Below are 13,726 nucleotides of genomic sequence, written 5' to 3' on the forward strand. Positions count from 1 at the left end.
TTTTATTATCATTCCCATCAATTATCTTACTTCCTTTGAATTTTTAACAAAGGAAGTTTGACTATGCGCTTAAAACCTGTTGCTTCTGTTGTTCTGTCCTGTTTAGGATTTTCCAGTCCCCTGGCCTTCGCTGAAGATGTTATGGTGGTAACCGCTTCCGGTTACGAAAAGAAAATCACCAACGCTGCCGCCAGCGTCTCCGTTATTTCACAGCAAGAGTTACAAACCAATAAATATAATGATTTAGGCGAAGCCCTGCGTTCTGTTGAAGGGGTGGATGTTGAAAGCAGCACCGGTAAAACCGGTGGCCTGGAGATCAGCATTCGTGGCATGCCCGCCAGTTATACCCTGATCCTGATTGACGGTATTCGTCAAAACGGCAGCAGCGATGTGACGCCAAACGGCTTCTCAGCTATGAATACCAGCTTTATGCCTCCACTGGCGGCAATCGATCATATTGAGGTGATCCGCGGCCCGATGTCGACGCTTTACGGCTCCGACGCAATCGGTGGCGTGGTGAATATCATTACCAAAAAAAGCACCGATAAATGGAGCACCTCCATCAATACCGGCGTTAACCTGCAAGAGAGTAATAAATGGGGTAACAGCACGGTCGCCAACTTCTGGTCAAGCGGCCCGTTAATCGCTGGCGTACTGGATATGCAGGTTCGGGGTAGCACCACCCAACGTCAGGGTTCCAGCGTTACCTCCCTGAGCGATACCTCCTCCACTCGCGTACCTTATCCTACCGAGTCAGAAAACTATAACATCGGCACGCGACTCGACTGGAAGACGAATGAAAGCAATACGCTATGGTTAGATCTCGACTCCGCCAGACAGCGCTATGATAACGATGACGGTCAGTTGGGTAACCTGACGGGGGGTTACGATAAAACGCTGCGCTATGAGCGTAACAAAGTCACCCTCGGCCACGATACCGCCTTAACGTTCGGCACCTGGAAATCCTCCCTCGGCTGGAATGAAACTGAGAACAAAGGACGACAACTGGTCTCCTCCGCACTCACGCCAGAGAACGCAGGCCGGGCCGGTGACGCACGTGAACTGAAGAACACCAACGTCATTCTGGACTCAGTACTGCTGACACCATTAGGTGATTCGCACCTCTTAACCCTCGGCGGGGAATATTGGGATGCGCGCATGAAAGACGGTGTGGTGCTGGCCAATACCGGCGAAACGTTCCATCAAAAAACGTGGGCAGCCTATGTAGAAGATGAATGGCATATTCTCGACTCGTTGGCCTTAACCGCAGGGACACGCTACGAGCATAACGATGTCTTTGGCGGCCATTTCAGCCCACGCGCGTATATGGTTTGGGACGTATCCGACGAATGGACGCTCAAAGGCGGCGTGACGACAGGTTATAAAGCGCCATCACTGAGCCAGTTACATAACGGGATCAGCGGCGTAACCGCGCAAGGAACCGTGAATACGGTCGGTAATCCGGACCTAAAACCTGAGGAAAGTATCAGCTACGAAACCGGGCTGTATTACGAGAACGACACCGGACTGAACGCCAACATTACCGGCTTCTATACAGAATACAAAAATAAAATTGTCTCGTATTCTATCGATGATAATACCAACAGCTATACCAACAGCGGCAAGGCAAGGACCGATGGCGTTGAATTTGCCAGCACCTTCCCTCTGTGGTCGGATGTGCTGACTTTATCCCTCAACTACACCTACACCCAGAGCAAGCAAAAAGATGGTGACAATAAAGGCGCACCGTTAAGCTACACGCCAAAACATATGGCTAACGCTCGCCTGAACTGGCAGGCAACGGAAGATATGAATGCCTGGCTGAGCGCACGTTATCGCGGTAAAGCCCCACGCTTTACCGAAAATTACAACAACCTCAGCGCAGTACAAAAGGCCGTCTATGACGATAAAGGCGCTGATTTAAAAGCCTGGACCGTTCTCGACATGGGGATGTCTTATAAGCTGACCAAAGATCTGACGCTGAATACGGCGGTCAATAACGTGCTGGATAAAGACTTTAGCGAGGTTAAACTTTATCAGGTGGGGCGTAATAGCACCTACGCAGGAGATTACTATCAGACTGCACAATCCACTACCGGATACGTAAACCCGGGCCGTAACTATTGGGTATCATTAAACTACCAGTTCTGATTTAGTTTTTTCCTACCAGACGGGCTGTCAATGATAGCCCGTCTACCACTGGGTTTCATCAAATGCCCGGCACTGTTCTTTTTGCCAGCCAGCGGGGCTCCAATGTTTTTACCAGAGATAAAGCGGCAAGGAATATTTTCGTCCCCGGCAGAGAAAAAATGGCGGAATGAGAGGTAAAGCAGAACTGGGACAGAATAGTCTGGGCGAGACTTTAATCGATAGCTTTAAATAGCCATTATGTTTTATGAGTCACGGAGCAACGGGTGCCCCGTGACAGTCATTAACTTACTTCAAATACTCTCCGCTGCGCAGCGCTTCAATACGTTTATCCAACGGCGGGTGAGTCATAAACAGCTCACTCAACGACTTGGATTTACCGTTGATGCAGAACGCCATCATGCTGGTCGCTTCCTGCGGCTCATAGCTGGTTTTCAGACGCTGCAGCGCGGCGATCATTTTCTCACGCCCCACCAGTTTTGCTGAACCGGCATCCGCATGGAATTCACGATGACGTGAGAACCACATGGTAATAATGCTCGCCAGAATACCAAACACCAGTTCCAGCACCGTCGCCACTGCGAAGTAGATCAATGGGTTGCCGTTACTGCCCTCACCCTCATCGCGGTTTCCGCCCATAAAGCCAGCGGCAATTTGCGCCAGAATACGTGAGATAAAGATAACGAAGGTGTTCACCACACCCTGAATGAGCGTCATGGTAACCATATCGCCATTAGCAATGTGGCTGATTTCATGCGCGATAACGGCTTCGGCTTCGTCCGGGCTCATGTTTTGCAACAGGCCTGTACTCACAGCCACCAGCGAAGCATCCCGGCGCGCACCGGTAGCAAACGCGTTAATATCTGGCGCATGGTAGATTGCAACCTGCGGCATAGCGATCCCAGCCTGGCGAGCCTGATTCGCTACCGTATTCATCAGCCAGCGTTCTCTTTCATTGCGAGGCTGTTCGATCACTTCCCCACCAACGGATTTTAACGCCATCCATTTGGACATCAGCAGCGAAATGAAGGAACCACCAAAACCAAACAGCAGTGCCATGATCAACAAGCCTTGAACGCTGCTTGACTGAATCCCTGTCAGGCTCAATACCAGCCCGAAAACGACCATCACAGCCAGGTTCGTCAGCAGGAAGAGCGCGATTCGCATCATAATTTTCTTTTAACCTCAATTTAACAAAACGCACTATGCGATTACCCATATCGTATGGGTCTTATGGCTATTTTCAAGCATCCATAGGTGCTAAGTCACCAGAAAGACACAACTTTACATTTTATCGTATCACACTGACGTCTTCATGCGTTTGTTAAAAAAACAGGCACAATTTCTTGTGCCTGTTGGAGGTTATTTACTGGTTGCGGGCTGTTCCGCTGGCTTTTCTTTTTCAAGATGCGCCAGGTCAAGCGCAATTTTTACCGTTTCATCCAGGTAGGGATCTGGTTCCTGGTAATCCTTCGGTAAATCGTCCAGTTTTTTCAGCGGCGGCTTACCTTCTCGCTTAAACCGATCGTTGATACGCGCCAGACGCATTGCGTCATCTTCGTTATTCTCTTTCTCACGCTGAGCATAATTGAGAGAAGCGATGTTGCGTTTATCCTTCATCGCATTGAAACGCGCAATATCTTTCATGATGTACTGGAACTCAGGATCGTTGGCAATACGTGCATTGTGCTCTTTTAACAATTCAGGTCCGAACGGCGTCAGATTCTCTGATTTGGTGTAAGTCGCAGCATCAATGCTATCCCACGGCAGCGCGTTATCTTCAAACTTCTCACCGGTTTCCGTTTCTTCATTACCTGTCGGCATGATGATGTCCGGCGTAACGCCCTTACGCTGTGTACTGCCACCGTTTACACGGTAGAATTTCTGGATCGTATACTGAACAGAACCCAGCGCCGGCCATTCCGGACGCAGCATCTGATCATAAATACGGTTCAGAGAGCGATACTGCTGTACAGTGCCTTTCCCGAAAGTCGGTTCACCAACGATCAGCGCACGACCATAATCCTGCATTGCCGCAGCAAAAATCTCTGATGCCGAAGCACTGAAGCGATCGACTAACACTACCAGCGGGCCTTTGTAGTACACAACGCCGTCGGTATCGCTGTCTTCACGCACTTTACCGTTATTGTCACGAACCTGAACCACCGGGCCGGAAGGAATGAACAGACCTGAGAGCGAAACGGCTTCGGTCAGCGCGCCGCCACCGTTAGTGCGCAGATCGATAATGACGCTGCTGACGTTCTGTTTTTCCAGCTTCTGCAACTGAACTTTGACATCATCCGTCAGGCCAACATAGAAGCCAGGGATATCCAGTACGCCGACTTTTTCTTTGCCAACGGTTTTCACGGACATTTTCACGGCGCGGTCTTCGAGACGAATACGTTCACGCGTTAACGTGACGGTACGCGTCTTAGTACCTTTACCGGCAGGCAGGATTTCAAGGCGAACTTTGCTGCCTTTGGGTCCTTTGATCAGCGCAACAACGTCATCCAGACGCCAGCCAATCACGTCGACCATTCCCTTACCGGTCTGACCCACGCCGACAATACGGTCGCCAACGCTTATTGCTTTGCTCTTGGCTGCCGGGCCGCCCGCCACCATGGAGTTAATGACGGTGTAGTCATCATCCATTTGCAAAACCGCGCCAATACCTTCCAGAGACAGGCTCATTTCAGTATTGAACTGTTCGGTATTGCGTGGAGAGAGATAGTTAGTATGCGGGTCGATCTCACGGGCGAAAGCCGTCATCGCCAGAGAGAACACATCTTCGCTGTTGGTCTGCGCCAGACGGCGAATCGCAAACTTGTAGCGACGCGTCAGCGTTTCACGAATTTCCGCATCGGTTTTGCCGGTCAGCTTCAGGCTGAGTTCGTCAAATTTAACCTTGCCGTCCCACAGCGCGTTAAGCTCTGCTTCGCTCTTCGGCCATGGCGCTTTGCTCCGGTCGAGGTTAAAGGTGTCGGTACCGGTGAAATCCATTGGACGAGCCAGTACGCTTAAAGCGTACTGATAACGTTCAAATCGGCGTTTTTGCGCCAGATTATAGAGATCGTAAAAGACATCCAGCTTGCCGGTACGCAGTTCATCGCCAAGGACCGTTTTCTTTTTTGCATACTGTTCGATATCGCTCGCCAACAGCACGTTGTGGCTGTAGTCGAGCAGATTCAAATAGCGGTCAAAAATTTTTGCCGAAAACGCCTGATCCAGATCGAACTGGCGATAGTGCGAACGCGTAAAACGCGATGTCACACGTTCACTTACCGTCGCATGCTGGGTTTCTTCCTTTAAAACGGGGATTTGATCGGCACGCGTGATATCTTCCACAGCAAGTGCCTGGCCTGCTAATGCAAGCAGACCAGCTAACGCAGTAAGCCTAAAAAAAGTGTTCATGCCAGGCCTGGCCTCCGTTTCAGAACACCAGGTGTTCTGCGCGTACAATCAAAGACATACCCGAATTCAGCTGTACACGGACGCCATCTTTGGTGATTTCTAATACGGTGGCATCCATCGCATTATTACCTGCTTTCACCTTCAGAGACTGCCCTACCGTCAGTACTGAAATATCAGATACCGGGGTATGCTGTTCTTCACGAGGAGCACGCGGTGCTTTTGCTGCTGGTTTCTCAGCGCGAGGTTTACGCTCAGCGCCTTCTTTACGACGCGGTGCAGGACGCGGCTTACGCTCGCGACGCGGTGCGTCTTCTTTTTCACCGGCAGCAGCGGCTGCTTCGCGTTTTTTCGCCTGTTGCTCTGCACGTTGCGCCTGAACGCGGGCTTTAGCTTCTTCCAGCTGTTTGCGAGCATGTTCAACGTGCTGCTCATCCAGCTCACCACAAGGGTTGCCGTCGAGATCAACACGCGTTGCGCCCAATTTAACGCCATACAGATAGCGCCAGCTTGAAGTATAGAGACGTAAGGCAGAGCGGAGCTGCGTCTTGCTGAGGTTCATTTCGCCCTCAACACGCTCTACCAGATCCTGAAAAATGCCAATTTTCAGTGGGCGCGCTTCGCCTTCCGCACTAAAACACTGCGGGAAGCGTTCGGCCAGAAACGCGATGACTTCTTTACTGCTATTCAACTTAGGTTGATTTTCCATGAAATTTCCTGATTACAACGGACGTAGCCAACAAGCGCAGGCATGAACAGGCGACATTATAATGACGTCATCAGTAATTGCTACGTTATCCGTTGATTATCCTGCGACGCGCGCAAAGAATTTTTTGTAATCCGTCGTTGCAAGCACGGTTTCAAGCTGTGCCACCAGCGTTCGCAGCCCCTGTTCATCCTCGTCAGTAAAGCGGCCAAACGCCGTGCTATCGATATCCAGCACGCCGATTATCTGATTTTCGACGGTGATTGGCAGGACGATTTCAGCGTTGCTGGCGGCATCACATGCGATGTGTCCGTCAAAAGCATGAACGTCCTCAATGCGCTGAACCTGGTTCTGCGCTACTGCGGTCCCACACACCCCGCGTCCTACCGGGATCCGCACGCAGGCGATTTTTCCCTGGAAAGGTCCCAGCACCAGCATATCGTTTTCGAGCAGATAAAAACCGGCCCAGTTCACTTCTGCAAGACGTTCGAACAACAACGCGCTGGTATTTGCCAGCGTTGCCAGAAAACTGGTTTCACCTGCCATTAATGCCTGAAAGTCACGGTTCAGATCCGTGTATAGCTCTGTTTTGTTCATTATGTAATCACTTAGTTGTCTTACTTAAAGCTGCAGCCTACTAAAATAAACATTAAATGCGTTAATGCTCAAGATCATTCCCGTCATGAGTTAAGATAACATTACTTCAACAATTTGATTCGCGATACATGGCCTTAACGACACCACGCATCACGCCGACTAAAAAAATAGCCATCAGGTCCATTGGTGATGCCCTCCCTCGTGCGCATTACCATCGTTGCCCTGAATGTGACCTGATCTTTAGCTTGCCTAAAATGCGTTCGCATCAAAGTGCATTTTGCCCACGCTGTCAGGCAAAAATTCGTGACGGACGCGACTGGTCATTAACACGACTGGCGGCTATGGCTTTCACCATGCTGCTGTTGATGCCCTTTGCCTGGGGAGAACCGCTCCTGCACATCTATTTATTAGGTGTGCGCATTGACGCCAATGTGCTGCAAGGCATCTGGCAAATGACCCGACAAGGCGACCCACTCACCGCATCCTTCGTACTCTTTTGCGTTGCCGGTGCGCCCATCATTCTCGTGACCTCAATCGCTTATCTGTGGTTTGGCAATATTCTTGGGATGAACCTGCGCCCAGTGCTGCTGATGCTGGAAAGGCTCAAAGAGTGGGTGATGCTTGATATCTATCTGGTGGGCATTGGCGTCGCATCAATCAAAGTTCAGGACTATGCTTTTTTGCAACCCGGTGTAGGTCTGTTTGCTTTTATTGCGCTGGTGATCCTCAGTGTTTTGACGCTGTCGCACCTTAACGTTGAGCAGCTTTGGGACCGTTTCTACCCGCAAAGACCAGCCCGTCGGCCCGATGAAAAACTTCGCGTCTGCCTCGGCTGCCACTTTACAGGTTATCCGGACGCCCGAGGTCGCTGCCCTCGCTGTCATATCCCGTTGCGCTGGCGCAGGAATCAAAGTATCCAAAAATGTTGGGCTGCTCTGCTAGCCTCGATCGTCCTGCTTTTGCCTGCTAATCTGCTGCCCATCTCGGTAATTTATGTCAATGGCGGCCGCCAGGAAGACACGATCCTGTCAGGCATAATGTCCCTGGCGAACAGCAACGTTGGCGTAGCGGCGATTGTTTTTATCGCCAGTATTCTGGTGCCATTCACCAAAGTGATTGTGATGTTTACGTTGCTCATCAGCATCCATTTTAGATGTGAGCAAGGATTGCGTACCCGCATCAAACTGCTGCGTATGGTGACCTGGATTGGTCGCTGGTCGATGCTGGATCTCTTTGTTATCGCTTTAACCATGTCGCTGATTAATCGCGATCAGATACTTGCTTTTACTATGGGGCCAGCTGCGTTTTATTTCGGCGCAGCGGTAATATTGACTATTCTTGCTGTGGAATGGCTGGACAGCCGCTTACTTTGGGATGCACATGAGTCAGGAAACGCCCGCTTCGCAGACTGAAGCGCAGATTAAAACTAAACGCCGTATCTCTCCGTTCTGGCTGCTGCCTTTCATCGCGCTGATGATTGCAGGATGGCTTATCTGGGGAAGCTATGAAGATCGCGGCAATACCGTAACCATTGACTTTATGTCTGCTGACGGCATTGTGCCGGGCCGTACTCCCGTTCGCTATCAGGGCGTTGAAGTGGGCACCGTGCAGGATATCAACCTCAGCGAAGATCTACGCAAAATTGAAGTGCGCGTCAGCATCAAATCGACCATGAAAGATGCTCTGCGCAAAGATACCCAGTTCTGGTTGGTCACGCCGAAAGCGTCGCTGGCGGGGGTTTCTGGCCTGGATGCGTTGGTTGGCGGCAACTATATCGGCATGATGCCCGGAACCGGCGAGCCGGAAGATCATTTCGTCGCCCTCGATACGCAGCCCAAATATCGTCTGGATAATGGCGATTTGATGCTGCACCTGCGGGCCCCTGACCTCGGGTCGCTCAATAGCGGTTCGCTGGTTTATTTCCGCAAGATTCCGGTGGGCCGGGTGTATGACTACACCATCAACCCAAATCATCAGGGCGTAACCATCGACGTGCTGATCGAACGTCGCTTTACCAACCTGGTGAAAAAAGGCAGCCGTTTCTGGAACGTGTCCGGTGTGAATGCGGATGTCAGCCTCAGCGGAGCGAAAATCAAGCTGGAGAGTCTGGCGGCGCTGGTCAATGGCGCCATTGCTTTTGATTCGCCCGAAGACTCTAAACCCGCGGTGGCCGATGACACGTTTGGTTTGTATCAGGATCTCGCGCACAGCCAGCGGGGAGTGATCGTCAAGCTTGATTTACCCAGCGGCGATGGACTCAAGGCCGGCTCAACGTCGCTGATGTATCAAGGATTAGAAGTCGGGCAACTGACCAAACTGGATTTAAATCCAGGCGGTAAAGTGACCGGCGAAATGACGGTCGATCCCAGCGTCGTAACGCTGCTGCGCGACAATACGCGGATTGAATTACACAGCCCTAAATTATCGTTAAACGATGCCAATATCAGTTCGCTACTGACGGGCAAAACTTTCGAGCTGGTACCTGGCGAGGGCGAGCCGCGTAACCAGTTTGCGGTTATTCCTGCTGAGAAGTCGTTGTTACACGATCCGGGCGTCATGACGCTTACGCTGACCGCGCCGGAGAGTTACGGTATTGATGCCGGTCAGCCGCTGATTCTCCACGGCGTACAGGTCGGTCAGGTGATTGATCGCACGCTCTCTGGCAAAGGTGTTTCATTTACCGTTGCCATCGAACCACAGCATCGCGCTCTGGTGCAAGGTGACAGTAAGTTTGTGGTCAACAGCCGGGTTGACGTCAAGGTCGGGCTTGATGGCGTGGAATTCCTTGGCGCCAGCGCCAGCGAATGGCTCAGCGGCGGCATTCGTATTTTGCCCGGTACCAAGGGTGAAATGAAAAAAAGCTACCCGCTGTATGCCAACCTGGAAAAAGCGATTGAAAACAGCCTGAGCGATCTGCCAACTACCACGCTCAGCCTGAGCGCCGAAACGCTGCCTGATGTGCAGGCCGGTTCGGTGGTGTTATACCGCAAATTCGAGGTCGGTGAAGTGATTAGCGTTCGCCCACGCGCCGATGCGTTTGATATCGATCTGCATATCAAACCGGAATATCGCAACCTGCTGACCAGCAACAGCGTATTCTGGGCCGAAGGCGGGGCAAAGGTTCAGCTTAACGGTAGCGGATTGACCGTACAGGCATCTCCTCTGTCACGAGCGCTCAAAGGGGCGATTAGCTTCGATAACCTCAGCGGCGCCAGCGCCAGCCAACGCAAAGGCGACAAGCGTATTCTGTATGCTTCCGAAACCGCTGCACGTGCAGTGGGCGGGCAGATAACCCTGCACGCGTTCGATGCCGGTAAACTCGCGGCCGGCATGCCAATTCGCTACCTGGGGATCGATATCGGCCAGATCCAGACGCTTGAGCTGATCACCGCCCGTAACGAAGTTCAGGCAAAAGCGGTTCTGTATCCGGAATACGTGCAGACTTTTGCCCGTAGCGGTACCCGCTTCTCCGTGATCACACCGCAAATCTCAGCGGCAGGCGTCGAGCATCTGGATACGATCTTACAGCCGTATATTAACGTTGAACCAGGACGCGGTAACCCGCGCCGTGATTTTGAACTGCAGGAAGCCACCATTACCGACTCTCGTTACCTCGATGGTCTGAGTATTGTGGTAGAAGCGCCGGAAGCAGGTTCGCTGAATATCGGTACGCCAGTCCTGTTCAGAGGCATTGAAGTGGGGACCGTCACCGGGCTGACGCTGGGCTCGCTTTCTGACCGCGTGATGGTGGCGATGCGCATTAGCCAGCGCTATCAGCATCTGGTGCGGAACAACTCCGTGTTCTGGCTGGCATCAGGATACAATCTCGACTTTGGTTTGACCGGCGGCGTCGTGAAGACCGGTACCTTCAATCAGTTCATTCGCGGTGGAATCGCCTTCGCTACGCCACCGGGTACGCCGCTGGCCCCGAAAGCGCAGGCAGGTAAACACTTCCTGCTGCTCGAAAGCGAACCAAAAGAGTGGCGTGAATGGGGAACCGCCCTGCCACGTTAATCTCTCCCCTTGCTCCGGCGTACATACTCGCGCCGGAGCACTTATGCTACACTGCGCACCTGTTTTTTTGCCGGTGGTACCAAGTGGCTTATTTTCCCGACGCCTTTCTAAACCAAATGCGTGAAGCAATGCCTTCCACGCTCTCATTTGATGATTTTCTCGCTGCCTGCCAGCGTCCGCTTCGTCGCAGCATCCGCGTCAATACGCTGAAAATCTCCGTTGCCGACTTCCTCACTCTGACAGCACCTTACAACTGGTCGCTCACTCCGATACCCTGGTGCGCTGAAGGTTTCTGGATCGAACGCGATGATGAAAAGTCAGTACCGCTCGGCAGTACCGCGGAACATTTAAGCGGCCTGTTTTATATTCAGGAAGCCAGCTCAATGCTGCCGGTCGCCGCGCTGTTTGCCGATGGCAATACCCCGGATCGCGTGATGGATGTCGCGGCAGCCCCCGGCTCCAAAACCACGCAAATTGCCGCAAAAATGAAAAATCAGGGCGCGATTCTGGCAAATGAGTTTTCCGCCAGTCGCGTCAAAGTCCTGCATGCCAATATCAGCCGATGCGGGATAGCCAATGTCGCGCTAACCCATTTTGACGGGCGGGTATTTGGCGCAGCGTTGCCAGAAGCCTTCGATGCCATTTTGCTGGACGCGCCGTGTTCCGGTGAAGGCGTGGTGCGTAAAGATCCCGATGCGCTAAAAAACTGGTCGCCAGAAAGTAATCTGGAAATTGCCGCAACCCAGCGCGAACTTCTCGACAGCGCCTTTCATGCCTTGCGTCCCGGCGGCACGTTGGTTTACTCGACCTGCACGCTGAACCGTGACGAAAATGAAGACATTATGCAGTGGTTGATTGAGACCTACCCGGACGCCGTCGAGTTTTTACCACTGGGCGATTTATTCCCTGAGGCTGAACGCGCCCTGACCCCGGAAGGATTCCTGCATGTGTTCCCGCAGATCTACGATTGTGAAGGTTTTTTCGTCGCGCGTCTGCGCAAAACCGCCGCGATCCCTGCACTACTGACGCCAAAATACAAAGTCGGTAACTTCCCGTTCAGCCCGCTTAAAGGACGTGAATCCGCGCTTGTCACTCAGGCCGCTAACGCCTGTGGATTGCAGTGGGAAGACACTCTGCGCCTGTGGCAGCGTGATAAAGAGATTTGGCTATTCCCAACCGAGATTGAACCCCTGATCGGCAAAGTCCGCTTTTCCCGACTCGGCATCAAACTCGCTGAAACGCACAATAAAGGGTACCGCTGGCAGCATGAAGCCATCATTGCTCTCGCCAGCACAAATCACAGCCATGCGTTTGAACTGACCCTTGCCGAAGCCGAAGAGTGGTACCGCGGACGGGATGTCTACCCGCAGACCGCACCGACCACCGACGATGTGCTGGTTACGTTCCAGCATCAGCCGATTGGCCTGGCGAAACGTATTGGATCGCGATTAAAGAATAGCTACCCGCGCGATCTTGTCCGGGATGGCAAACTCTTTACAGGATAACGCACGTTTTTACTGGCGCTTTTGCTAACGTTGACTACGCTGAAAAATGGACGGCCTAACTGGTCGTACCACAACCAGCAAATAAACGGAGAGCACGATGATGAAAACCAGTGTGCGCATTGGCGCTTTTGAAATCGACGACGCCGAGTTACATGGCGAATCGCCAGGGGACCGAACGTTAACCATTCCGTGTAAATCCGATCCGGATTTATGCATGCAACTTGATGCCTGGGATGCCGACACCAGCGTCCCGGCCCTTCTTAACGGAGAACATTCAGTTCTATTTCGCGAGCACTACGATCGTAAGTCAGATGCCTGGATCATGCGCCTTGCCTGATTCAAAAAGAACCCGTCGCCAGACGGGTTATTTCTTGGTTAATTTCCCTCATCTATCAACATCTTCTACACTACAGGTATGGCTTTACCATTTGAGGATGGAATGTTCACGCTGGTTCTTTTTGTGTGCTACCTGGGTGGCGGTTGTGAAGATATCGTTGTTGATGTCTACAAAACTGAGCAGCAGTGCCTGATATCGATGGACGATCAGCGTATTCGTAACGGCGGATGTTTACCCGCGGATGACTACATCGACAGCTTCTGGCGTCCGGCCCAGGAATACAGCGATTTTTGATTATTGCAGTTGCACCAGCGTCAACTCGCCACCAAACACCGCACCGGTATCAATATAGTGCAGATTCTCGTGATCCAGCCGCTGACGCAGAGGCGTATGGCCAAACCAAAAGTGATCCGCGCCGCGAATGCCGTTGCCTTTATTCATCAGCCTTGTGCGATCCCACAGTACCCGCTGTAAATCGACCTCTTTTTGCCACTGATAATTATCATCAGGGTAATCTGCGTGAGCAATAACGTGTATGCCGTTCTGGCAACGCAGCTCCAGAATCCAGGGTAATTGCCGACACGTTTCAAGAGCGGTTGTCGCCGCTGGCTGCTCCGCCTGCGCAAACCACGAACCGCCATTCATAAACCACAGGAATTGCTCCCCGGTTGCCAGCGCGTCCAGCCCCATCTGTTCATGATTCCCTCTGACCGCGATAATCCAGCGTTTACGCAGTAGTTTCAGGCAACGCAAACTGTCAGGTCCGCGGTCGATAACATCCCCCACTGAAACCAGCAGGTCCTGCCACGGATCAAAATGACACAGGCGCAATTTCGCCATCAATAATGAGAAGCAACCGTGGATATCCCCGACCACCCAAACATGTCGCCAGCGCGTCGCTTCCACTCTTTGATAAGCATTGTCAGGCAGTCCCATTTGACCTCCTGTACACAGTTCTCATGCAACTTTAATTTTAGCAAATACATCAGAAAGGCGGGGACGTTTCTATTT

11 protein-coding genes are annotated in these 13,726 nt (G+C 52.0%); 6 read left to right on the forward strand and 5 right to left on the reverse strand.

Translation table 11 applies throughout. The features are described from left to right. Positions 1-63: 63 nt before the first annotated feature. The gene (locus HV352_RS13280) at positions 64-2,151 is read left to right on the forward strand and encodes a TonB-dependent receptor (protein WP_049271218.1); all 2,088 of its coding nucleotides are present in this window, start codon (positions 64-66) and stop codon (positions 2,149-2,151) included. Between the two features lie 285 nt (positions 2,152-2,436). On the opposite strand, the gene htpX is transcribed toward HV352_RS13280, so the two are convergent. The 4 genes from htpX to HV352_RS13300 all read right to left on the reverse strand — a co-directional run bounded on the left by htpX (position 2,437) and on the right by HV352_RS13300 (position 6,859). Beyond that, on the reverse strand, positions 2,437-3,318 hold the full coding sequence (gene htpX, locus HV352_RS13285; RefSeq protein ID WP_003034964.1) for a protease HtpX: 882 nt from the start codon (positions 3,316-3,318) through the stop codon (positions 2,437-2,439). A gap of 192 nt (positions 3,319-3,510) precedes the next feature. Then, positions 3,511-5,559, reverse strand: a complete 2,049-nt coding sequence (prc, locus tag HV352_RS13290; RefSeq protein ID WP_046276431.1) for a carboxy terminal-processing peptidase — start codon at positions 5,557-5,559, stop codon at positions 3,511-3,513. A 19-nt stretch (positions 5,560-5,578) separates the two neighbouring features. Then, positions 5,579-6,265: an RNA chaperone ProQ gene (gene proQ, locus HV352_RS13295; RefSeq protein ID WP_003833781.1), complete on the reverse strand. Its 687-nt coding sequence runs from the start codon at positions 6,263-6,265 to the stop codon at positions 5,579-5,581. Positions 6,266-6,361: 96 nt separating this feature from the next. After that, positions 6,362-6,859: a GAF domain-containing protein gene (locus HV352_RS13300; protein WP_104652112.1), complete on the reverse strand. Its 498-nt coding sequence runs from the start codon at positions 6,857-6,859 to the stop codon at positions 6,362-6,364. Positions 6,860-6,987: 128 nt separating this feature from the next. Here HV352_RS13300 and yebS point away from each other — a divergent pair, with 128 nt between their 5' ends. From yebS to HV352_RS13325, 5 genes are all read left to right on the forward strand, one after another. Further along, positions 6,988-8,271: a membrane integrity lipid transport subunit YebS gene (gene yebS / locus HV352_RS13305; RefSeq protein WP_016152782.1), complete on the forward strand. Its 1,284-nt coding sequence runs from the start codon at positions 6,988-6,990 to the stop codon at positions 8,269-8,271. After that, positions 8,240-10,873 carry a PqiB family protein gene (locus HV352_RS13310; protein WP_019076590.1) on the forward strand — a complete coding sequence of 878 codons (2,634 nt, stop codon included), beginning with the start codon at positions 8,240-8,242 and terminating at the stop codon, positions 10,871-10,873. Before yebS ends, HV352_RS13310 begins: the two co-directional genes overlap by 32 nt. Before the next feature lie 116 nt (positions 10,874-10,989). After that, positions 10,990-12,378: a 16S rRNA (cytosine(1407)-C(5))-methyltransferase RsmF gene (rsmF, locus tag HV352_RS13315; RefSeq protein ID WP_249415458.1), complete on the forward strand. Its 1,389-nt coding sequence runs from the start codon at positions 10,990-10,992 to the stop codon at positions 12,376-12,378. A 100-nt stretch (positions 12,379-12,478) separates the two neighbouring features. Beyond that, positions 12,479-12,715, forward strand: a complete 237-nt coding sequence (locus HV352_RS13320; RefSeq protein ID WP_029139506.1) for a YebV family protein — start codon at positions 12,479-12,481, stop codon at positions 12,713-12,715. A 102-nt stretch (positions 12,716-12,817) separates the two neighbouring features. Then, positions 12,818-13,009: a YebW family protein gene (locus HV352_RS13325; protein WP_016152779.1), complete on the forward strand. Its 192-nt coding sequence runs from the start codon at positions 12,818-12,820 to the stop codon at positions 13,007-13,009. Here the strand turns inward: HV352_RS13325 and pphA are convergent, their stop codons facing one another. Then, positions 13,010-13,651: a protein-serine/threonine phosphatase gene (gene pphA / locus HV352_RS13330; RefSeq protein ID WP_047358581.1), complete on the reverse strand. Its 642-nt coding sequence runs from the start codon at positions 13,649-13,651 to the stop codon at positions 13,010-13,012. Positions 13,652-13,726: the final 75 nt, after the last annotated feature.

It is taken from the genome of Citrobacter sp. RHBSTW-01044 (assembly GCF_013781945.1).
Classification (GTDB): domain Bacteria; phylum Pseudomonadota; class Gammaproteobacteria; order Enterobacterales; family Enterobacteriaceae; genus Citrobacter; species Citrobacter braakii.